The 21,433-nt window shown below is 67.4% G+C and carries 22 protein-coding genes, 1 tRNA gene and 1 pseudogene; 13 read left to right on the top strand and 11 right to left on the bottom strand.

Going from position 1 to position 21,433, the window contains the following annotated elements:
- Positions 1-434: 434 nt before the first annotated feature.
- From OHA86_RS20465 to OHA86_RS20455, 3 genes are read left to right on the top strand one after another with little or no spacing between them, the layout of a single operon-like run.
- Entirely contained in the window at positions 435-809 is a 375-nt protein-coding gene (locus tag OHA86_RS20465; RefSeq protein WP_329177351.1) for a hypothetical protein, read from the top strand.
- Positions 806-2,083, top strand: coding sequence for a WXG100-like domain-containing protein (locus OHA86_RS20460; RefSeq protein WP_329177349.1), 1,278 nt, complete (start codon positions 806-808; stop codon positions 2,081-2,083). Before OHA86_RS20465 ends, OHA86_RS20460 begins: the two co-directional genes overlap by 4 nt.
- A complete protein-coding gene (locus tag OHA86_RS20455; RefSeq protein ID WP_329177347.1) occupies positions 2,083-2,979 on the top strand; it encodes a hypothetical protein in 897 nt (298 codons plus the stop codon). Before OHA86_RS20460 ends, OHA86_RS20455 begins: the two co-directional genes overlap by 1 nt.
- Before the next feature lie 519 nt (positions 2,980-3,498).
- On the opposite strand, the gene OHA86_RS20450 is transcribed toward OHA86_RS20455, so the two are convergent.
- Positions 3,499-3,924, bottom strand: coding sequence for a PIN domain nuclease (locus OHA86_RS20450; protein ID WP_329177345.1), 426 nt, complete (start codon positions 3,922-3,924; stop codon positions 3,499-3,501).
- Positions 3,921-4,136, bottom strand: coding sequence for a type II toxin-antitoxin system VapB family antitoxin (locus OHA86_RS20445; RefSeq protein ID WP_327290167.1), 216 nt, complete (start codon positions 4,134-4,136; stop codon positions 3,921-3,923). Before OHA86_RS20445 ends, OHA86_RS20450 begins: the two co-directional genes overlap by 4 nt.
- A gap of 196 nt (positions 4,137-4,332) precedes the next feature.
- On the opposite strand from OHA86_RS20445, the gene OHA86_RS20440 reads away from it, so the two are divergent.
- Positions 4,333-5,184 (top strand): IS5 family transposase, encoded by an 852-nt coding sequence (locus tag OHA86_RS20440; protein ID WP_443071785.1) that lies wholly within the window; start codon positions 4,333-4,335, stop codon positions 5,182-5,184.
- Positions 5,185-5,905: 721 nt separating this feature from the next.
- Here the strand turns inward: OHA86_RS20440 and OHA86_RS20435 are convergent.
- Entirely contained in the window at positions 5,906-6,523 is a 618-nt protein-coding gene (locus tag OHA86_RS20435; RefSeq protein ID WP_329177342.1) for a hypothetical protein, read from the bottom strand.
- On the bottom strand, positions 6,520-6,966 hold the full coding sequence (locus OHA86_RS20430) for a hypothetical protein (protein ID WP_329177340.1): 447 nt from the start codon (positions 6,964-6,966) through the stop codon (positions 6,520-6,522). The genes OHA86_RS20435 and OHA86_RS20430 overlap by 4 nt, the downstream gene beginning before the upstream one ends.
- Positions 6,967-7,365: 399 nt before the next feature.
- Between OHA86_RS20430 and OHA86_RS20425 the strand changes: the two genes are divergently transcribed.
- The 4 genes from OHA86_RS20425 (at position 7,366) to OHA86_RS20410 (ending at position 11,349) form a co-directional block, all read left to right on the top strand.
- Positions 7,366-8,073, top strand: coding sequence for an HAD family hydrolase (locus OHA86_RS20425; protein WP_329177338.1), 708 nt, complete (start codon positions 7,366-7,368; stop codon positions 8,071-8,073).
- Positions 8,074-8,816: 743 nt separating this feature from the next.
- Positions 8,817-9,191, top strand: a complete 375-nt coding sequence (locus OHA86_RS20420; RefSeq protein WP_329177337.1) for a hypothetical protein — start codon at positions 8,817-8,819, stop codon at positions 9,189-9,191.
- Entirely contained in the window at positions 9,188-10,465 is a 1,278-nt protein-coding gene (locus OHA86_RS20415; protein WP_329177335.1) for a WXG100-like domain-containing protein, read from the top strand. The genes OHA86_RS20420 and OHA86_RS20415 overlap by 4 nt, the downstream gene beginning before the upstream one ends.
- Positions 10,465-11,349, top strand: a complete 885-nt coding sequence (locus tag OHA86_RS20410) for a hypothetical protein (RefSeq protein WP_329177333.1) — start codon at positions 10,465-10,467, stop codon at positions 11,347-11,349. The genes OHA86_RS20415 and OHA86_RS20410 overlap by 1 nt, the downstream gene beginning before the upstream one ends.
- 359 nt (positions 11,350-11,708) lie before the next feature.
- Here the strand turns inward: OHA86_RS20410 and OHA86_RS20405 are convergent, their stop codons facing one another.
- Complete coding sequence (locus tag OHA86_RS20405) at positions 11,709-12,404, bottom strand: hypothetical protein (protein ID WP_329177331.1); 696 nt, start codon at positions 12,402-12,404, stop codon at positions 11,709-11,711.
- A 181-nt stretch (positions 12,405-12,585) separates the two neighbouring features.
- On the opposite strand from OHA86_RS20405, the gene OHA86_RS20400 reads away from it, so the two are divergent.
- Positions 12,586-12,936, top strand: coding sequence for a DUF6928 family protein (locus OHA86_RS20400; protein ID WP_329177329.1), 351 nt, complete (start codon positions 12,586-12,588; stop codon positions 12,934-12,936).
- 294 nt (positions 12,937-13,230) lie between these two features.
- Positions 13,231-14,238: a hypothetical protein gene (locus tag OHA86_RS20395; RefSeq protein WP_329177328.1), complete on the top strand. Its 1,008-nt coding sequence runs from the start codon at positions 13,231-13,233 to the stop codon at positions 14,236-14,238.
- Between the two features lie 290 nt (positions 14,239-14,528).
- Here OHA86_RS20395 and OHA86_RS20390 read toward each other — a convergent pair whose 3' ends face one another.
- From OHA86_RS20390 to OHA86_RS20365, 6 genes are all read right to left on the bottom strand, one after another.
- A complete protein-coding gene (locus OHA86_RS20390) occupies positions 14,529-14,861 on the bottom strand; it encodes a helix-turn-helix domain-containing protein (protein WP_329177326.1) in 333 nt (110 codons plus the stop codon).
- On the bottom strand, positions 14,858-15,244 hold the full coding sequence (locus OHA86_RS20385) for a type II toxin-antitoxin system RelE/ParE family toxin (protein ID WP_329177324.1): 387 nt from the start codon (positions 15,242-15,244) through the stop codon (positions 14,858-14,860). Before OHA86_RS20385 ends, OHA86_RS20390 begins: the two co-directional genes overlap by 4 nt.
- Positions 15,245-15,417: 173 nt before the next feature.
- On the bottom strand, positions 15,418-15,927 hold the full coding sequence (locus OHA86_RS20380; RefSeq protein WP_443071783.1) for an HAD domain-containing protein: 510 nt from the start codon (positions 15,925-15,927) through the stop codon (positions 15,418-15,420).
- Between the two features lie 101 nt (positions 15,928-16,028).
- Positions 16,029-16,165: transfer RNA gene (locus tag OHA86_RS20375), tRNA-OTHER, on the bottom strand.
- A gap of 222 nt (positions 16,166-16,387) precedes the next feature.
- Positions 16,388-16,825 carry a transposase gene (locus tag OHA86_RS20370; protein ID WP_329177322.1) on the bottom strand — a complete coding sequence of 146 codons (438 nt, stop codon included), beginning with the start codon at positions 16,823-16,825 and terminating at the stop codon, positions 16,388-16,390.
- Between the two features lie 42 nt (positions 16,826-16,867).
- The gene (locus OHA86_RS20365; RefSeq protein ID WP_329177320.1) at positions 16,868-17,041 is read right to left on the bottom strand and encodes a transposase; all 174 of its coding nucleotides are present in this window, start codon (positions 17,039-17,041) and stop codon (positions 16,868-16,870) included.
- A gap of 391 nt (positions 17,042-17,432) precedes the next feature.
- On the opposite strand from OHA86_RS20365, the pseudogene OHA86_RS20360 reads away from it, so the two are divergent.
- The 3 genes and pseudogenes from OHA86_RS20360 (at position 17,433) to OHA86_RS20350 (ending at position 21,418) form a co-directional block, all read left to right on the top strand.
- Positions 17,433-18,883 (top strand): annotated as a pseudogene (locus OHA86_RS20360) (NF041680 family putative transposase).
- 232 nt (positions 18,884-19,115) lie between these two features.
- A complete protein-coding gene (locus OHA86_RS20355) occupies positions 19,116-20,600 on the top strand; it encodes a hypothetical protein (RefSeq protein WP_329177318.1) in 1,485 nt (494 codons plus the stop codon).
- The gene (locus tag OHA86_RS20350) at positions 20,597-21,418 is read left to right on the top strand and encodes a hypothetical protein (protein ID WP_329177316.1); all 822 of its coding nucleotides are present in this window, start codon (positions 20,597-20,599) and stop codon (positions 21,416-21,418) included. The genes OHA86_RS20355 and OHA86_RS20350 overlap by 4 nt, the downstream gene beginning before the upstream one ends.
- Positions 21,419-21,433: the final 15 nt, after the last annotated feature.

Genomic DNA, 21,433 nt, shown 5'->3' with positions numbered 1-21,433 from the left:
CACTGGCGGAGGATACGAGATTCGAACTCGTGAGGGGTTGCCCCCAACACGCTTTCCAACGGGTCACGATCCCGTACGCAGAGAGGCAAAGGCGTCCTGACGTGCGACGGAGCAGGCATCTGGGCGAGCTCCGGACGCCCCTGGACGCGGCTGGATGAGACCAGAACTGAGACCGAGGACGCGGGGGCGCCGGACTGGCTTCTGCCCTTGACCATGAGCAGGCGGGAAATTGGCGACTGTTACCACCCTCGGGCTCTGTGTCGGGCTGCGTGTCGGTGAACACCAGCCAGTGAAAGCAGTGTTCAGGCCATGCTTTTCCTTCTGCCGCGGTTCTTGTCCGGAGCCCGCGCGCGCTGGACCAGAGTGGCAGGGGGCACCAGCTGTCGATCAGCTGACGCCGCGGGAAATCGTTGATTCATGGGGGTGGATGACGTATGGGCGATGCAAGCGACGGCGAGATACTCGACATCAAGCTCACCGACCTGCAGGCGACGGCACCGCAGTTCCTCACGCACAGTTCGGACCTGGCGACGGCCCTGGTCAAGCTCCAGGGCGGTCTGGCCGCGGCCGGCTCCCCGTGGGGCGCGGACGACCAGGGCAAGCAGTTCGAGGACCAGTACGTGCCGAACGTGACCAGCATGACGATGGCGGCCGAGGTCCTGGCACTGGGCCTGGCCAGCATCCACGACGCGATGGTCGACATGGCGGACGGTCACATAGGCAACGAGCAACTGGTCCGGTCGATGTTCAGCAGGAACGGGCCGAAGCCGGAGCCTCCCCCGCACACTGGCGGGGGAGACCTGCAGTGAGCGTCGCCGACGAGGCGAAGAAGATCGTCATGAAGCTGACCGGCATGTGGTGGCCGGACGCCGACGAAGGCGGCCTGCGGGACGCCGCCACCGCATGGCGGACCTTCGCCGATGACGTCGAGACCCTCACCGCCGCAGCGAACACCTCAGCCCGCACACTCATCGAGAACAACACCGGCAAGGCCATATCGGCCTTCGACGACCCCTTCTGGCGCCGCTACTACTACGGTAATCGCGGCTGGCTCCAGGACATGATCGACGGCGCCCGCGACCTGGCCACCGCCCTCGACCAGTACGCCGACAGCGTCCACAGCGCGGTGACACAACTGGAGCACAAGCTGGAGATCGTCGGCGGAACCATCGTCGCCGGCACAGCCCTGGCGTTCTTCACCGCAGGACTCACCGAAGCCGCCGCTGCCGCCGCCACCGCCGAGGTCCTGGACCTGTCCGCCGCCCTGGGCGTGGCCGTCTCCACCGAGGTAGCCGCGATCATCGGCACCACACTGGCCACCGCCGCCATCGCCGGCGTCGAATCCATCACCGTCGACCTCGCCGTCACGCAACCCATCGCGATGGCCACCGGCGAGAGCAGCAGCCTCAACCTCGACGAAGCGACCGACGCCGCACTCTTCGGGGCGGTCTTCGGCGGCACCGTAGGCGCAGCCGGCAGCACGATCAGGACCGTTGCCCAGAACGGCGGCCTCCAGGGCCTCCTCGACAGCCTCCGCCTGCCGGACTTCCAACCGGGCCTGGCCCTCCCCAGCGGCCCGTCGGCCGGCCTCGACGACCTGGGGATGGTGATGCGAACCGGGCAGGGCGGCACCGGCCCTGGCAAGGGCCCTTTTCCCGTTTCCGAGTCGGTAAAGGGGCCTGCGAAAGGTAAATCACTGCGGCTACCGAACAAACGACACACCATTTCTGGCGCAGCATCCGGCAATATCGACAAGGAAAACACGGTGATCTTGCGCGGGTACGAGCAGCAAGTCAATCAGGACATCGCCGACATCGCGGCAGGGCGGGCGGAGTTCCGCGCTAAGACCAACCTCTATGAAATCAACGGACGCACATACAGGGTGAAAGATACGGGTACAGTATTTCCCTGCAGCGGTACAGGTCTCGTCGAACTCGACCGGAACGAGTACGCGGCACTCCAGCAAATATCCAAAGCCAAAGGAAATGCTGAATCCGTGCAGGCATTTGTGAAAGATCCGCGCTTCATCAACAACCCGGAAGCTATCCAGAAAGCCCAGGCAGTTTACGATGGGACATACTGATGACCTACAACCTGCTCGTCACCGAGCCGCTGAGCAACAGAGTCGTCGCCGAAGCACTGGCCGAGTGCTTCGGGGTCCCCGTGCGCGATGTCGACGTGGCTGACGAGAACACCGACCAGGACACGCGGAACTGGGACGCGCTAGTGATCTGCGGGACGGAAACCCTCCGGGGCGATGTGCGGACGTCCCTGGACATCTACATCAGGGACAGTGTTCAGCCGCAGCCGGGTGAGCCGGAACTCGCCGCCGCGCTCGCACGGGTGCTCGGTCGCTCGGTCCTCTACCCCGCGGAGGAGTTTCTGCCGGGCGCCCCCTGTGTCGCGGCGGCTGACGGTACGGTCACCCGTGCCCGGCTGCTCGACCCGGGCGAGGACCCGGACGACGAGACGGCCGGCTACAAGGTCGATGCCGTCGAGGCCCCTGTTGCCGACTTGCCGAACGCCCAGGTCACCCGACTTCCCGAAATCGTGCGAGAACAGCGGAAGCCGACTCCGATCAGCGACCGGTTCGCCACGTCTCTGGACGCCCTGGGAACGGGCCGAACCGACGGCATCTGCGCCCAGTACCGGACGGCCGCAGACCGCTTGGGGGCGTGGGAACAGCTTGTGCAGACAATGGCGGACCGTTGGGATCCCGCGGGCTGGTACCCGGCAGACTTGTACGTGCAAAACCTCACGACACGGGACGGGCTGGAGGCCATGCAGCAGCAGTTCCAACCGCAGGAAGCAGAATTGCTGGAGGCCGCGCTGGACCTGGTCGACCGGCGGTTCATCGAGCTGACCGTCCCTGATCCCTCCTGGTACCTGAAACTCAGCAAGGAGCCCGGGCTGGACGTCCCCGACACGGATGACGCCGGCTGGTGGTGGGACCGCCGCCCCGACCCCCTCCCCTGGTAGCCCCACGGCGCCACCCGACACGGCAGAGGCCCGTAGCCGTCGTAGAGGTGGACGGACAACGGGCTTGTGCCCCAGTCAGCGGTGGGGTGCAGATCCACACAGGGCGAGACCACGCACGTCGAGGGGCCCCACCGCGAACGGTGGGGCCCCTCGACGTCGTGCCCGGTGAGGCACTGGCGGAGGATACGAGATTCGAACTCGTGAGGGGTTGCCCCCAACACGCTTTCCAACCGGTCACCAGACCGTACGCGCGGAAGCAGATACGTACTGGCCAGGGGCGAAACCGATAATCAGGGTGGCCGTGGACGGCCCCGAACACAGCCGAATGAGACCAGGACTGAGACCACTGCTCCACACACAGCACGCGCAAGGAACTCGGCTGTGAAGGTGCCACCGTCCGCGGGGTGCTGTGCGACGGCGTTGAAGATCTCGTCGGGCCGGGTGAGCACAGAGGCTGAAACGCGTCTCGCACTGCACGGCGACCCTGGGGAACCTCCGAGGCGGACAGTGTTCGTGCTGTCAGGCTTTCCCAGGATCGGGGCCGTACCACTGGAGGGGCTGACCAGTGACGGCGGCGATGCAGTCGAAATCCCGGTCACGATGGAGAAGGGTCAGCCCTTGGAGCTCCGCCGTCGCTGCAACCACCAGGTCCACCGGGCCCGCGCTGCGGTGCTGCCCTTTGCGGGTCAGCAGTTCCTGGACCCGCCAGGCGCGATCGTAAGCTCGGTCGTCCACGGGCACCCAGCCGAAGAGCAGGCGCATGTCCTCAATGCCACGCGCCCGGTCCTCGGCAGAGCGCGCACTGTAGAAGAACTCCAGCTCGGTCACCGGGCAGGTCGCGATGAGCCCCGCTGCCGCCGCCCGATCCCAGCCGTACTGCCCGGCGTCCCTCCGCATGAAGCGGGCGAGGGCGCTGGTGTCGATCAGGAACTGTGCCGCACTCACCGACGGTAGTTCCTCTTGTCCTCGAAAAGATCCAGGTCAAAGCCGCCCTCGTCCGTCGCCGTCCGCAGCCGGGTGAGCGCCAGGGCGCGCCGCCGGTTGTCCAGCACCTCGCGGAGAGCCGTGTTGACCGTGTCCTTCTTCGTGCTCGTGCCCAGCGCCTGGGCCACATCGGCCAGCAGCTCGTCATCGAGATCGATCACCGTTCGACTCATGGACACCTCCCTTGATATCAATGATGTGGCTGATTATACATCGCTTGATGCATAGAGCGGGAGTCCAGCCGAGCCTTTTCCGCAAGATCAGAAGATGCCCAGTTAACTGTGCTGACTCCTGACCTCGAAGCCGGGAGTCCGAGAGCGCGTTTGAGATCTGGCGTGTCGGCTGTTCGGGTGGATCGTTGGGCTGGGTGTGAGTGGTGCGAGGCGGGGTTATCCGTCCGATCTGACCGATGAACAGTGGGCCCTGGTCGAGCCGTTACTGCCTTCGCCGCGTACGGGTTCGAGGGGCGGGCGGCGGGAGAAGCACCCGCGTCGGCAGATCGTGGACGCGATCTTGTACATAGCCCGGACGGGCTGCCAGTGGCGTTACCTGCCCAACGACTTCCCGCCGTGGCCGACTGTGTACTGGTACTTCACCTGGTGGCACGACGACGGCACGGTGGAGAGGATCCACGATGCGCTGCGGGTGAAGGTTCGCCTGGCCGAGGGCCGGGCACCGGAGCCAACGGCGGCACTGATCGACTCGCAGTCGGTGAGGGCCGCCGACAGCGTTCCCGCCTCGACCAGCGGCTTCGATGCGGGCAAGAAGACCAGGGGCCGCAAACGGTTCATCGTCACCGACACCCTCGGCCTGCTCCTGGCCGTCCATGTCGTCGCCGCGAGTGTCCAGGACCGCGACGGCGGGAAACGACCGCTGCTGCGGACCCGCCTGGACCACCCCACCGTGCTGAAGTTCTGGGCGGACCAGGGCTTCGCCGGCCGCCTCGTCACCTGGGCAGCCGACACCTTGCGCCGCGAGGTGGACATTGTCCGCAAACAGCCCGGACAGCGCGGCTTCCAGGTCCAGCCCAAGCGGTGGGCGGTCGAGCGGACCTTCGCCTGGATCACCATGCGCCGCCGCCTGGCCTGCGACTACGAGCGCAAACCCGCCCACGCAGAAACCATGATCCGCTGGGCCATGACCGACGTGACACTCCGCCGCCTCACCCGCGGACGACCCGCCACCCGCCCCGGCCCCAAACCCCTACGACCAGCTCCCTGAGCCGATCTCAAACGCGCTCTGAGGGAGTAGGGCCGACAAGACGCGCAGCCATTCCGCAACGGGCAGCGAGGAGGTACGGCATGTACTGGCTCGCTGCCCTGGTGGGGATGACCACTGCCGTGCTCCTGGCCCGGTTGCTGCTGGTCCAGGTCCGAAAGCTCCTGGAGGAGGTGGCCGGAGTGGTTCGCACGTGGCGTACGGTCCGGCAGGCCCTGACCCTGCAATCCGGATCCGCCGAAGGGCGAGTCCGCCGGCCCGAGCCGCAAGCCGCCGCCCAGGAATGCGGGACTGAGAGCGATCGCACTCCTCCGAGTCCCGAACTCCCGTGAGGCACCGAAGGCACCGCGTCCACCAGGCCGATGCGTCACTCCGCAACGCGTTGATGGCCCCGCTGCGAGCAGCGGGGCCATCAACGTCGGGCTCGGTGAGGCGCTGGCGGAGGATACGAGATTCGAACTCGTGAGGGGTTGCCCCCAACACGCTTTCCAACTGATCGTCCGGGCGTTCAGGAGGGTTCGCGGGCATCCTGACCTGATATGGAAGGGTCGTACGGCCGCGGCCCGAGCCGTGGTGAGCGGCAGTGAACGCAACTGGAACTGCAACTGCCGAGACCTCTCCTCGTGGCTCCGCGCTGTTCGGGAACACCCTCCTGGTTCCTCCCATCTCAACGTGGCCAGGGTGGGCAGGCAGGGCTGAGTTCTGGACCGTTCTGGATGGAAGCTCAGGCTGCAGAGGTGGTCGTGTCTGCCGTCTCCGGCTCTGCCGGGATCTCGCGGAACAGTCGCAGCACTTCCTCGAAGACGCCGGCCGGGTCGTCGGTCTCCAGCACCAGAACAGCCACCGCATCGAGGGCGTGGTCGACCTCCCCGCCGGAGTCCTTCTTGGCCTGTTCGATGCACTTCAGGCTCCGGGCCACCTTCGGCCGAGCGTCGGCGAAGGCAGCCGGCAGCCGGTAGATGGCGTCGGACAGATTCCAACCCTCCGGGATGAAGTATGTCGCCTGGGTCGGGTCCTGACTGAGCACCTTCACCGTGGGTTCGGTGAACTTCGGCCCGCTGGTGATCTCCACGTCCAGGAGCAGCTTCGAGGCGGCACGATACAAGGCCGTCAGGTCCGGAGCGTGCCCTTCGAGGACTACCTCGGAAACGGTGATGCCTTCGGACGCCAGGAGCGCGCGGGCGAGCATGGCTGCCGTGCCGAGGGAGGCCCCCTCCGGGTCGTAGGTGACGGTGAAGCAGTCGTCATCACGGCGCAGGCTGATGGCCTTCCCTTGCAGAGCATCCCCTTGTCGCAAGTGGAGCGACACGGGGAAGAAGCGCTCCCAGGTCAGAATCGTCATGCCGCTACCTCCCCTCGTTGCCAGCTCCGGCTCAGGCCGTCACGGTGGTCGCCGTTGTGGCCATGCCGCTGGGTGCACAGCAGGCGGTCGGGCCAGGTGTCGTGGTCGTCCCGCTGGCCGTCCAGCCGATCACCGGTGAGCGGGTCACGGCCGGGACGTCGCTCCATGCACTGGGACCCGACAAGGCCGGTGAGGGCCCTGCGCAGAGGGCTGGGGTTGACAGTGGTGCACTGGCTGGCGATCTCCGCCACTTGCTTGGGAAGAATCTCCAAGATCACCTGGAGAGCGGCCTGCGGGTCGTCCGCCTCACTGCAGGTGTCGGCCAGGTCCTTCGCGAGTTTCGCGATGACCAGTTCTCCGATCGGTGTGATCCGACCGTTCTCGGTGACGAGGGTGTCCGAAGGAAGCTGCTCGAGGTCGAGGTCGAGGTCGGTGGTGATCATGCGATCACCTCGTCCTCGGCACGTGCGGCGGTCATGATCGTTCTCCTTTGTGGGGGGCGTGGGCGGACGCCCCTGCTGGGAGGCCGGCTGCGAGCAGCGGGGGCCTTGTCTTGCTGTCCTAGTCGCCTGGCCGGCGGGTCGGCCAGGCGTCGCTCCCCGTTCGAGAGACATGCGTGCGAAACCGCTGCCCAGCAGTAGGATCTGTGTTTTTGGTGGCAGCCCAGCAGTAGTGATCAGCCTCTCAACGACGCTGACCCCGCCAACCGTCCGGCCGTCAGCTCCGGCCGTCTACACGCCCGCCCCTGCAGCCTGCAGCGGAGGAGCGGACCGGTTTCGCTTCTCCGGTGGGAAGATCGATGACGCAGACGTCGGATCAGCAGGGCCGATAGTGTCCCGGCCATGTCCTTCTCTGCCGTGGTCTTCGACTTCTTCGGCACTCTGACCCCGAGCACGCCTGCCGGGGTCTGGGACGAGCACGCGGCCCGCAGCGCGGCCCCGCTTGGGATTCCGGAGCAGCAGTGGCGACGGGCGCTGGACGAGTCCTTTCCGGAGCGGGCGATGGGAACACTGGGCGATCTGCCCCAGTCGATCTGCACGCTGGCCCAGCGCTGCGGAGTGACCCCGGATGGCGAAGCGCTGGCGGCCGCAACGTCGGCCAGGCTCGTCTCCCAGCGCGAACTGTTCGTCCTCCGCGACGAGGCGCTCGACACTCTGGAGCAGCTTCGCTCCGACGGTTTTCGGATCGGGGTTCTCAGCGACTGCACGATCGAACTCGCCGAGACCTGGCCGACGCTACCGCTCGCCCCTCTGGTCGACGCGGTCGTCCTGTCCTGCCAGGAAGGCCGCAGGAAGCCGGATCCGGAGCTGTTCCGCAAAATCGCCCGGGAACTGGGCACGCCGACCAGCGAATGTCTCTACGTCGGCGACGGCGGCGGCGATGAGCTGACCGGCGCAACCAGCCAAGGAATGACCGCAGTCATGCTGCGTGCCAGCGACTGGGCGACCAACGACGCACACGCCCGCGAGGACAGCTGGCCGGGACCGTTCTTCTCAACACTGTCCCACGTCGTCTCCGCTGCCTGCGACCCGTCCCTGATCACGTCCTGAGCATGCCGCCCTGGGTGATCACCCGTCTGGCGACCCGTGCCAAGTCAGCGCCCTAGAGAACTCCGCCACCACGAGCGTGGGGAATTGCGCAACCGTCCACGCGTCTTCTCAGGCGGCCTCCTGCCGTTGCCCTCCGCTTGTGGCGGTTCAGGGGTCAAGGGCACTGCCAACAAGGTCGGCCACCTGTTCCAGATCCGGTCCGACCGGTAGCCCCCAACGGCCTGATCCGGGTAACTGAAACTACGGTTGCGGAACCTCCAAGGGCCACCGCGAGCGGTGGGGCCCTTGGAGGTCGTGCCCGGTGAGGCACTGGCGGAGGATACGAGATTCGAACTCGTGAGGGCTTGCCCTGGGCACGCTTTCCAATGGGTCACGATGCCGTACACGAGGGAGCAGAAGCGTTCTGACCTGCGGCCGAGCGAGCACCCAGGCGGGTGGCGGACGGACCCGGACGCGGCTGAATGCGGCCAGAACTGAGACCGAGGGCGTGGGGGCGCCGGGTCGGCTTCTGCCCTGGGTGACGGGCGGGCGGAAGCGTGACGGCCATTACCGTCCGCAAGCCCTGCGCCAGACCGCGCGTCGCTGAACACAAGCCAGCGATGCCGCTGTTCAGGCCATTCCCTTTGCACTTGTCTCGGTTCCTGTCCGGAATCCGCCCGACTTCCACCAAAGTGGCAGGAGGCAACAGCTGTTGATCGGCTGGTGCTCTGGGGGAATCGCTGAGCCATGGGGGTGGATCACGTATGGGCGACGCCGACGACGACCAGATACTCGACATCAAGCTCGTTGACCTGCAGACGAGCGCACCGCAATTCCTTACGCACAGTTCGGACCTGGCGACGGCCCTGGTCAAGCTCCAGGGCGGTCTGGCCGCGGCCGGCTCCCCGTGGGGCGGGGACGACCAGGGCAAGCAGTTCCAGGACCAGTACGTGCCGAACGTCACCAGCATGACGATGGCGGCCGAGATCCTGGCCCTCGGCCTGGCCAGCATCCACGACGCCATGGCCGACATGGCGGACGGCCACATAGGCAACGAGGCACTCATCCGCACGATGTTCAGCAGGAACGGGCCGAAGCCGGAACCTCCCCCGCACACCGGAGGGGGAGACCTGCAATGAGCGTCGCCGACGAGGCCAAGAAGATCGTCATGAAGCTGACCGGCATGTGGTGGCCGGACGCCGACGAAGGCGGCCTGCGCGACGCAGCCACCGCATGGCGCACCTTCGCCGACGACGTCGAGACCCTCACGGCCGCCGCGAACACCACCGCCCGCACCCTGATCGAGAACAACACCGGCCAGGCCATCTCCGCCTTCGACGACCCCTTCTGGCGCCGCTACTACTACGGCGGGCGCGGCTGGCTCCAGGACATGATCGACGGCGCCCGCGATCTGGCCACCGCCCTCGACCAGTACGCCGACAGCGTCCACAGCGCAGTGTCGCAACTGGAGCACAAGCTGGAGATCGTCGGCGGCACCATCGTCGCCGGCACAGCCCTGGCGTTCTTCACCGCAGGACTCACCGAAGCCGCCGCTGCCGCGGCCACCGCCGAGGTCGTCGACCTGTCCGCCGCCCTGGGCGTGGCCGTCTCCACCGAGGTCGCCGCGATCATCGGCACCACACTTGCGACCGCCGCCATCGCCGGCGTCGAATCGATCACCGTCGACCTCGCCGTCACCCAACCCATCGCGATGGCCACCGGCCAAAGCAGCGGCCTCAACCTCGACGAGGCGACCGACGCAGCGCTCTACGGGGCCGTCTTCGGCGGCGGTGTCGGCGCGGCCGGCAGCACGATCAAAACCGTCGCCCAGAACGGCGGCCTGCAAGGCCTCCTCGACAGCCTCCACCTCCCGGACTTCCAACCCGGCCTGGCCCTCCCCAGCGGCCCCGCAGCCTCCTTCGACGACCTCGGGATGCTGATGCGAACCGGGGAGGGCGGCGCCGGACCTGGCAAGGGCCCCTGGCCCACGGTCGACTCGGTCGAAGGGACAGCGGAAGGAAAATCACTGCTGCCACCGAACTCACGGCACACCGTTTCCGGTGCGGCGTCCGGTGAGGTCAAGGCGAAAAACAGCGTGGTCCTGCGCGGGTACCAGCAGCAAGTGAATCAAGACATCGCCGACATCGCGGCCGGGCGGGCGACTTACCGACCAAAGCCTCAACTCTATGAAATCAACGGACGCACCTACAGGGTTGAACCGACAGGTAGGGTTTATCCCGTCAGCGGTCCAGGTATCGTCGAACTCGACCGGAACGAGTACGCGGCACTCCAGCAGATATCCAAAGCCAAAGGAAATGCTGAATCCGTGCAGGCATTTGTGAAAGATCCGCGCTTCATCAACAATCCGGAAGCTATCCAGAAAGCCCAGGCAGTTTATGATGGGACGTACTGATGACCTACACCCTGCTCGTCACCGAGCCTCTGAGCGACAGAGCTGTTGCTGAAGCGCTTGCCGAGTGCTTCCGGCTCCCTGTCCACGATGTCGACGTGGCCGACGAGAACGCTGACCAGAACGCGCGGAACTGGGACGCGCCGGTGCTCTGCGGGATGCACGCCGTCCGGGGCGACGTGAGGACGTCCCTGGACATCTACGCCCAGGACAGCGTTCAGCCGCAGCCAAGCGAGCGGGATTTGGCGGCTGCGCTCGCGCGGATACTCGGCCGCTCGGTCCTCTACCCGGCGGAACCGTTTCCCCCGAGCGCGTACTGGGTCGCGGCAGCTGACGGTACGGTCACCCGTGCCCGACTGATCGACCCGGACGACGAGACGCCCGGTTACAGAGTCGATGCCGTCGAAGCACCTGTTGCCGACCTCCCGAACGCCCAGGTCACCCGACTCCCCGAGATCGTGCGCGAACAGCGAAAGCCGACCCCGGTGAGCGGCCGGCTCGCCACGTCTCTGGACGCATTGGGGGCGTGCCGAACCGACGAAACCGGCTCCCTCTACTGGATGACCGTGACCCGCCTGGAGGCGTGGGAACAACTCGTACAGACCATGACGGACGGCTGGACCCCCGCGGGCTGGTACCCGGCGGACCTCTACGTGGAAAACCTCAGGATGCGGGACAAAGTGGAGACCCTGCAGCAGCAGCTTCCGCAGCAGGAAGCGGAGTTGCTGGAAGCAGCAATGGAGCCACTGGACCGACGGTTCATCAAGATGACCGTGCCTGACCCCGCCTGGTACCTGGAACTCGACAGGCAGAAAGGTCTCGAAGTCCCCGACGAGGACGACATCGGCTGGTGGTGGCGCCGCCGCCCCGAGCCCTTGCCCTGGTAGCCCCACGTGCGGTACCCGGTACGGCAGCACCTCGCCGTCGAAGAGTGGACGGAAGGCGCCTTGCCCCGGGTCAGCGAGTGAGCCGCACATGGGCCCAGACCACGAACGTCGGTGGCCCCCGCTGCTCGCAGCGGGGGCCACCGACGTCGTGCCCGGTGAGGCACTGGCGGAGGATACGAGATTCGAACTCGTGAGGGCTTGCCCTGGGCACGCTTTCCAACTCTTCGTCCCGGGGTTCCGGCACGTCCGTGTGCATCCTGACCCGCGGTGCGGTCGCCTGCCCGCTGAGTTTCTGACAGTGCTGAACGGGGTTGAACGCAAATGGAACTGCAACTGCGTCAGTGCTTTGTCTTACCTGGTCAGGCCGTGCTGCCAGCCGCGTCTTGAGCATCGACGGCGTAGCCGATCTCGGCGAGATCTGCGGCGAGACTATCCACGGTCACGTCCGGGTTCAGTGAGGCGACGAGCGTGGCGCTGAGCGGCTGGAGGCCGAGCACCGCCGTCACTGCGGCGGGGTCCGGCGACGTCTCGTAGTAGTCCTCGGCGAATCGTATGTACGCGTCGGGTGAGCGGTCCGCCAGGAGCTCGAACAGGGCATCGGCTCCGTCCGGGTCAGTACCCTCGTCGGGGAACTCGATCTCGCCGGTCTGCCAGCAGCCGTCGGCGCCCCCACGCCACAGGCATGCAGTTACCACGGGCATTCCGTCCTCGTCGCAGAAAGCGGGCTCCTCGACGAACTCTCGGAAGGCTTCGGGCACCGAGTCGAGGACACCTGGCCAGGGTTCGTCGTTGCCACTTCCGTAAGGGCTCATGGGTGACTCGTGGTCGAAGCCGCGCACGTACGCGCCTGCGGCGGAGAAGACGATGGACCACTCGTTCCCGCTGCCGTCGCGCATCGACGCCATCTGCTGACCGGGTGCCCAGGCGGAGTTGAAGGAGTAGTGGCGGGACTCCCAGTCCGGGCTGATGACAGCCTCCAGGGTCGCCAGTGCCCGGCAGTGCTCGCGCAGCTCGACAATACCCGGCAGCCGCCGGGCCAGATCGAGAACAGTCATGCCGATATCCAACCCCGTACCACGGACAGCGCCGCGGAGCAGCTGAGGATTGTCGGGACGACCGCCCTTCGGGCGGAAGGGCTCAGCCGGCTGGCGGCCTCGCTGAGGCCCACTGTCATACGCGGTTACTACCTTCCACTCGAACGACGATCGAACGTCCGATGCTTTCGAGAAGTTGGCCATGGGTGCCAAGACGGCATTGCTTGTGTACATGAATACCGGAGTGTCCGGTGCGCCGCGGATGACAGGTAATGCGGACAGCGAGCGGACTCGGGCGCTGGTCCGTCGTCTGTATCCCGGCTGGGAGGTTGCAGGCGCATCCGGTTGCGAGCTCGGCGATGCAACCTATCCCGTGGAGGGGACTGCCTACATCGGCAGCTTTCCGGGGACGGACATCACCTGCGATCGGCACTGGATGGGCGACTACCCGACCCGACCGCCGCAGCACCTGATCGATGGAAGTGTCGGGCGCAGAATGGTGGTGCACTGGATGCACAGCGTGGTCGACTTCTTCGCCTTCGCCGTGTGGTAGGACGGGCAGCTGGTCCGTTCACTCAGCCTTTCGCCGGACAGCGGAGTCATGTGGTAGAGCTAAGAGGCTTTCGCCTCCAGGACCCGCAGGCACCGGATCCTGCGCTGCGGCAGGCTGCGATTGCTGCAGCCGTTGCGCAGATGGGACCGCCGCGCATGTACAGGCTTGGTCCGGACGGATCAATGGTTGAGGTCGAAGCGCTCCGAGAATGGCTTGCGTGATCAGCCGCATGTCCGACCGATTGTCTTCAGCGTCACGGCCTCGGGCCGGATGAACTGCCGTGGAGGTTGTCAGGTGCACCAGTGGGAGACCGATCCGGCGTACCAGGCGGTGGTGCGGGGGTTCGTGGACGCGGATCCGCTGGATCAGGCGGGAGGCCCTCTCGACATCCGTGTGGCGGTGGCCGGGATCCGTCCCGACGCAAAGGACGGGTTTCTGCTGGAGGAGGTGCCATGGGACCGCTTCCCGGACGGCATCCGCGTCCGCGAGGACATGGAGCGGCTGCGTTCGGGAGACCAAGCCGCCGTCCGCGGGGCTCTCGGCATGCTTGTCGGCCGGTGTGCCAATGACATGAGGGTGGCGGTGGCGCTGGCGGTGCCCTTTCTGCTCCGAATCGGTACCCACTCCGGCGGCGCTGACCGCGCCGAGGCGCTGGCCGTGGTGGCCGAAGGGGCACGCATGGGGCATCAGGGCGTGTGCACACGTGCTGACATGCTGCGGCACCGTAACGACGACGAATGGTACTTCGAGCCGACCGGATACCTGCAGAACTGGTCAGTACAGGCCGCCCGCTACGCAATCGCCGCAGACACCGACCTCGTTCTTCCTCTCCTTGGCGATCCCGACACAACAGTGCGCATCGCCAGTGCCTACGCACTGGCCGCTGCCTCCGACCGCGCTGAGGACATCCTCTCCGCGTTCCACACCTGCTTGCTCGCCGAGCACGCGCCGGACGTACGCGCGGGACTGGTACTGGCCATCGCAGAACTGGCCCGGGCGCACCAGGATTCGAAGACGACGGCGTGGATTCATGCCTGCTGGTCCGATCCCGGACAGCCACCCGAGGTACGTACGAGCGCCGCACTGGGGTGGATGTGCCTCACCGACGAACCGATCCCGGACGATCTGCGTACCATCCTGGACGACCTGGCGTCCGACGCGACAGCCCAGTTGATGGCACCGTTGCCGTGGATGCGTGCGACCGCGAGCGCCGTCGGCGACGGTCTGCGCCGTTGTCTGCAAGAGATGCTCCACCCCGACGCGCATGACACGGATGATTGCTGCGACGACCCGTGGTCCTGACAGGAGTGGCAAGCCCCCAGGGCTCGGTCTGAGACTGTAGATGAGACCACGCACGTTGTTGGCCCCCACCGCGAGCGGTGGGGGCCAACAACGTCGTGCCCGGTGAGGCACTGGCGCAGGATACGAGATTCGAACTCGCGAGGGGTTGCCCCCAACACGCTTTCCAACTGCTCACGGCGCCGTGCGTCACGAGCCAGAGCCGGTCTGACCTGCGATGAATCAGGTGGTGGTCCGGGTTCCGAACGCCGTCGGACGGAGCTGAATGAGACCAGAACTGAGACCAGGCGCTCTCACGCAGCGTGCGCGATGAACTCGACGGTGGAGGTATCGCCGTCGAGAGCGATGTTGAGCGACGCGTCGAGTGCGCCGGCGAGCCGGGCGAGCAAGGGAAGAGTAGGGACGGTGCCACCCAGTTCGAGCTTGGACACCTGGGGCTGCGTCATGCGGGCTCGGCTGGCAAGTTCCGTCTGGGAGATCCCCAGTTCGGTCCGGCGGTCGTACACCGCTTGCCCAAGGTCGAAGGCCATACGGATCTCCGTGCGCGCCGCTTCCACATCGGGAGGTTCGGCGTAGCCTTCTGCGGCCTTCCGCTCGCGGGCGAGCTTCCACTGGGCGTGGTTCACGGGCCTTCTCCTTTCGTGACGTCGCGAGAGAACTCGTCGTGTGCGCTGTGGCGCTCGGCTTCGCACGTCTTCCTGGCCTGCTTGGCACGGTCCACTTCGGCATCCTCCCGCATCCGCGTCTTGCGGAACACGGTCAGCAGCACGATCCGGCGCTCGGGGGCGAGCCAGTAGGTCAGACGGACGGCGTTGCCGTCGTGGCCGAGGCTGAACCGCAGTTCCCGTAACCCTTCGCCGAGGTATCGGGCGTATGGCTCGGAGAGGGTGGTGGGCGCGTCGAGCAGACGTTCAGCCGCATGCTCGGCCACGAGATAGTCGCGATCGGACAGGGTGTCCAGCCAGCGCCGGACTTCCGGTTCGATCTCGATCTCCCAGCCATCGCTCATATAGCTGACTGTATAGATAGCCAAATGTATGGGCAAGCAGGGGTGAGCGACCGGCCAGCACGTCAGCCGACATCGACCGGACGCCGCCCGGCGACATGCCGCAAGGAACGGACAGGAGCGAGCTCAGGCCCACCCGTCTCATCAGCTCGCACGCAGAAAGCTCCCGAGGACGACTACTCCGCCCGTAGCCACGCGTGGAGTGCGGCGAAGTCCGTGGCGGCGAGGCCGTGGCGGTGGTCGACGCGGTGCAGGAAGGTTCGAGCGGGGTGGTGAGCCTCCGCCCAGATGCGGTCGGCGTCGGTGATCTCGTCGTCGAGCCAGGCGAGGGGGCGCCCGGCTGCCCAGTCGAGAAGAGTGCGGGTCTTCCAATGCAGGCCGGCCGGCTCGGGCTCGTCGGACGGCTCCGGCCAGGTCACCACGGGGAGCTGCGGCAGACCCAGGAGCGGCGCGAGGCACTCGTTGGCCTCGGACTCCCACGTGGTGGCCCACACCAGATCACAGGGCAGCGCCAACAGCCTGGACCCGAGGGCGGGGTCGACCCTGGCCAGCAGCGGATTCGCGTCGGCTTCCTGCGGTACGTACGTCGGATAGCCGCCCGGGTACTGCTCGCGCGTACCACCGAAGGGGATGAGCGGTCCGTCGACGTCAATAAAGAGGATGGGCCGCACCCTGGGAATGATCACGTCTGCACCGTACGGGGAGACGGACCGGCTGCGTCACTCCGAACGTCGAAGGGCCCCACCGCGAACGGTGGGGTCCTTCGACGTCGTGCCCGGTGAGGCACTGGCGGAGGATACGAGATTCGAACTCGTGAGGGGTTGCCCCCAACACGCTTTCCAACTGCTCGTCCGGGGGTCCGGGAAGGTTCGCCACCGTCCTGAACTGCAGTGGAACCCTGCCAGCTGGCCGAGCTGAACCCCCGCGAACAGAGCTGAATGCAACCCAAACTGCAACCCTCCCTCGCCCGGTGAACCCCTCCCGTCATCGGCCTTGCGGCCGATCCGGCAGTGCCGCGTCCCCTGCATCGGGGCACGGTGGATTGCCCTCCCGCCTGTGCGCGTGGCTTCCAGCCGCGCGGTTACCGGCGGGGGCTCCTCCGGACCCCGCCCCCACCGGCCTGTGCGACCCGTGGCACGGGACGCGTCAGCTCCGGGCGACCGCTGACCAGCCGATCCGGTCGAGCTTCAGTAGGACGCCGATGTCCTTGATTGCCTTGCTGAACAGCACGCGCCAGAGCTTGCCGGGCACCGCCGACCGGTCGGGGTAGACACTGTCGGCCCACACCGGCGTGATACGCCAGTGCCGCTGACGCAGCCGCTCCAGCATCGTCGTTCCGGCGTCGCGGTCGGTGATGCAGGCCACGGTGCCCAGCACCGTCAGCAGCAGTCCGAGGGTGTCCACGACGATGTGCCGCTTGCGGCTGTTGACCTTCTTCCCGCCGTCGAAGTCCCAGCTCGCGGTTGGCACCGATGCCGCCGCCTTCACCGACTGGGCGTCGATGACACCCGCGGTCGGCTCCCGGTCGCGGCCCGCCGCCTCGCGGACCCGATCCCGCAGCCGGTCGTGGAACTCGGCGACCATGCCCTTGTCACGCCAGCGCCGGAAGAACGCGTAGACGCGGTCTCACGCGGGGAAGTCCGCTGGCATCGCCCTCCAGGTGATACCGCCCGCGACCAGGTAGCGCACCGCGTCGACCAGCTGCCGGTGGCAGTAGCCCTCCGGCTGCCCGCCCCTCCCCTCCAGCCAGGCGGGCACGGGCATCGCCTCGCGCACGACAGCTCGCTCCGCATCGGTCATGTCCGAGGGATACCTCGGACGCCTGTGCGGCCGGTCCCCGGCATTCCAGAACCGGTGGGCGAGACAATCACACTCCCGGACAGCGGAAACCGACCGGCGCGAGGACGTACAACTGCGACAACAGGGACTCCAGGCGCGCTCAAGGTCTCGACAACCCCGAGCTGCACCAGAGGCCCTGTCTTCATGCCCGCCAAGCGGCAAGACCACCCGGCCGAGCTGCTCCAGTCGAACCCACGTCCACCAAAATCGGTACGACAACGGCTTCTCAGCTTGGCGTTTAACCTCGCCGAGTCACCTGACCTGCTGATCTTGGTCTCTTCGTGAGACAGCGGGACGGCCGTTCTTCACGCTTCGAGGTGTCAAGCAACGTCGCGTGAAGGAACGGCCGCTGGTGAAGAGTCTGACCTCTGCAGGTCCCGCTGATGCTGCGCTGGACGTGCTGTCCCACTTTCGTGTCCAGTTCTACGACTGCCTCTACACCCGGGCGGATGCGCTATTCGAGCTCACCGACGCGGTCCTCTGCGCGGACGGCCCGGTGAAGTCCCTGGCCGAGTTGACCCTCACGGCCGAGCACCGGCGCGGGCACGGAGCGATGTACGACGCGGTCAACCACGGCTGGCTGGAACCACGTCGCCTGCGCAGACTGCTGGCGTCCACGCCGCTGCCGCGTGCAGCCGACGGGCGGATCGTGCTGGCGGTCGACGTGAGCAACTGGCTGCGGCCCGACGCCCCGACCAGCTCGGACCTGCTCTTCTGCCATGTCTACGGGCGGGGCCGCAGTGCCGACCAGTTCATCCCCGGCTGGCCCTACTCCTTTGTCGCCGCCCTGGAAACCGGGCGCACATCGTGGACCGCCATGCTGGACGCGATCCGGCTGGGCCCGGCCGACGACGCCACCGCGGTGACCGCTGCCCAGCTCCGTGACGTCTTCACCCGCCTCCTGCGAGCCGGCCAGTGGAAGGTCGGTGACCCGGACATCCTGATCGTCATGGACGCCGGCTACGACGTCACCCGCCTCGCCTACGTCCTGGCCGATCTGCCCGTCGAGCTGGTCGGACGCCTGCGCTCGGACCGGGTGATGCTCCGCGACGCCGGCCCCCGCCGCTCCACCCCGCGTGGCGGGCAGCCCCGCAAGCACGGCGGTGTCCTCACCTTCTCCAAGCCCGACTCCTGGCGCACCCCCGACCAGACCACCGCCCGGGACACCACCCGCTACGGGACAGCCGAAGCCCTCGCCTGGGACCGGATGCACCCCCGCATTCAGGCACGCGGCCCCTGGCTCGACCACTGCGGCGAACTCCCACTGATCCACGGCACGTTGATCCGCCTGAAGGTCGAGCACCTGCCCGGCGACCGCGACCCGAAACCGGTCTGGTTGTGGTCCTCGCGCACCTCGATGACCGGCACGGACGTCGACCTGCGCTGGCAGGCATTCCTGCGGCGCTTCGACCTGGAGCACACCTTCCGGCTGTTCAAGCAGACCCTCGGCTGGACCGTCCCCAAAATCCGCGACCCGGCGACCGCGGACTTGTGGACCTGGCTGATCATTGCCGCCCACACCCAACTCCGCCTCGCCCGGCCCCTCGCCGAAGACCTCCGCCGCCCCTGGGAACGACCGGCCCAGCCCCGCCGACTCACCCCCGCACGCGTCCGCCGAGGGTTCCGCCACCTCCGCGCGAAGATCACCCGCCCCGCAGCCGTGCCCAACCCACCCGACCAGGCCCAGGACGCCCACCCGGTTCACAAAACCGCAGGCCAGCACCACGATACGAGCCCGGGAAAACCATCAAACGCGTCGCAACCCTCACCGAACACGTCCGCCTGAAACAGCAACAGGGATAGACGCCAAGCTCAGACCGGCGTCGGCCGCGCAATATAGCGCCAGACAGCGCAGACAGAGGCGAGTTTGGGCATATGCCGACCGGCGGCGGGTCGGCGCGGGCATGCTCTTTGGGCAGCGGCGGGGTGCGGGTTCGCGAGCGCCGACGTACGTGCGCGCGAGCCCAGCCAAGGGTGTGGGATAAGGGGAACGCACGTGGGGTTCGAGGATCCGGCGCACGCCGATGCGGGCGGGGTGGACGAGGGGCTGCTGCACGACGAGGGCTTGATCCGCCGAGCGAAGGCGCTGGCGTGCACGGCGCCCCTGCACGACCTGGACGCGAACAAGGGCAAGGTGGAGTGGGCCGACGCGAAGGTCTACCAGATGGCGGAGATAGGCCTGCACGCCATCGACCAGGTTGCCATCGCGATGGACTTCGACACCGGAGCCAGCCGCCGCCACGTCCTTGACCGGGTTCAGCGGTTCGTCGCCCGCCAGGCGCCCAACCGCACGCAGGAAGAGCACGCCCGGGTGGCACGGTGGGTCCTGGACAGCCTGATCAATCACGGCGACGTCGAGAAGGCGTTCCACCGCCCCTACGGCGCGGTGGACGCGGACGGCGTCTACCGGGTGATGACGTTCCCTTTCAAGCTGATCGTGGAGCGCCGCGACAGCGCCGGCGTACTGTACCTGCATGCCTCACATGAGGCGTTGAACGTCCTGGTCGGCGCTTTGGACACGGACGTGGAGTCCGCCCAGGAGGCCGCGGAGGTCAAACTCGCCAACCTGATCAGGCGGGGGCGGCTCGCGGACGCGAAGCAGGTGGCGGAGCAAGCAAGGATCCGGACCATCCAGTACGGGGAGTTGATCCACGCCCAGTTGGAGGCGACCCGGCGCAACATCGCGTCGGTCGACTGGCTGGAGAAGGTCCCAGACCTGCTGACCGAGGCATTGGCGCACGTCCAGGAGCGGGTGCGGGCGGAGCGGGCGATCGCCAAGAACATGGCCGAGGCCCGGGACGAGGCCCAGAACCTGGTCCGTAAGCGGCAAGCCGCCGAGCTCGTCGTCATCGTCGAGGACTGCATCCGCCGACACATCCGCCTGCAGCAGCGCCTGCTGGAGGCGCGGGAGGTGTTCCGCGCGGAACAGGACCGCCAGCAGTTCTCCTTGAAGCCGCAGCGGTCGACGTTCGATCTATTCGGGCAACTGCTGCGTCCCGCACTGGGCCTCACCGTCGCGGAAGCGGTCGTACCGGTGGACTGCTTCTTCGCCCGGGCAACCGGGCTCGGGACGCAGGACATTCCGCGCCTGGCCACGCTCGTGCCCGCGTTGCTGCGTCCGGCGCCGCAGCCGGCCCGGTTCGCGGGGCCGGTGGAGGATCCGCAGGTGGAGCCGCTGGAGGACGTCGCTCGGTTCACCAGCGAGCAGTGGGAGATGGCCGAGCAACTGCTGCACCTGCCCGGGAGCGTGCGCTCACTGTCGAGCCTGCTCCAGGAGGCGGCACAGCTCGACGCGGACCTGCCCGCGCTCGTCGCGTTGCTTGCCGTGTACGCCTACAACCCCGACTCCGGCGCCGCCCAGCGTCGCGGGGACGAGCACGTGCGGTTGGCCGTCCGGGCGGACACCGTCTTGGTCAGCGCCGGTTTTCACGGGGACGACCTGTGGCTGACCACAGCGCAGGTGCTCCCGGACACCATGGGCGGAACGAACCAGACGAGGGATGGGGGACCCGGGAAGTGACCACCGCAGTGGGCGGGTACGTAGGGGATGACGCCGAGGCGGCAGCGCGGCTGATCGGGTACGCGTTCCGGCCGCGGGTGCTCCCGCACCGCGACCGGGAGTACGCCGCGTTGGTGCGGCGCTTCGACGAGGAGCCCGCGTTCGAGAACCTGGTGCGGCGCAGCGCGACCGGGCTGGGGCTGAACGTCCTGGGCGTCACGATGCGGGCGGGCTCGGTGATCGTCCCGGTTCCCGGGTCGGTGTTCGAGACCCGGCTGGAGGGCTACGCGCGGCAGGCACGGCAGAGCCACCAGCGTGAAGCGGAGCGGGTCCTGCACGGGATCGCGCACCTGGCGATCGCCGCGCTGTGCTTCCCGCGTCCCCAGGACCTGGCCGATGACAGCTATGTGGGGGCGGTGACGGCCGCCACGGTCGACAAGCAGGTGCGCCACACGTGCCAGGAGCTGGCCGAACGGTTGGCTGCCGGGCCGGAGAGCGGCGACGCGCCGGTTGGGGCACCGGAGTTGGAGCGCGCGTGGCGGGTCTACGCGCGCCGATCGGAGGCTGGTGAGACGAGCAGGGGGCAGGTGGTGCCGACGACCTCGGAGGCGATCGTCGGCAAGGCCCTGCGGTACCTGGTCGACCAGGGATTGCTCAACGAGGGCGAGAACGCGGAGCTGATGGTGAAGGTCTACCGCACGACGGGCCGCTATCAGCTGCAGGTCCGCGAGCTCGCGGCGGTCGACGCCTACCAGGAACTGCTGCTCCTGGGCGTCGTGCCGCCCGCAGACACCACCGCTTCCCTTCGGGTGATCGGCGACGACGACACCCTCTACTGAGCGGGAAGCAGACCA

Source organism: Streptomyces sp. NBC_01477 (genome assembly GCF_036227245.1).
Taxonomy (GTDB): domain Bacteria; phylum Actinomycetota; class Actinomycetes; order Streptomycetales; family Streptomycetaceae; genus Actinacidiphila.
This window is presented reverse-complemented; position numbering and strand designations above follow the sequence as displayed.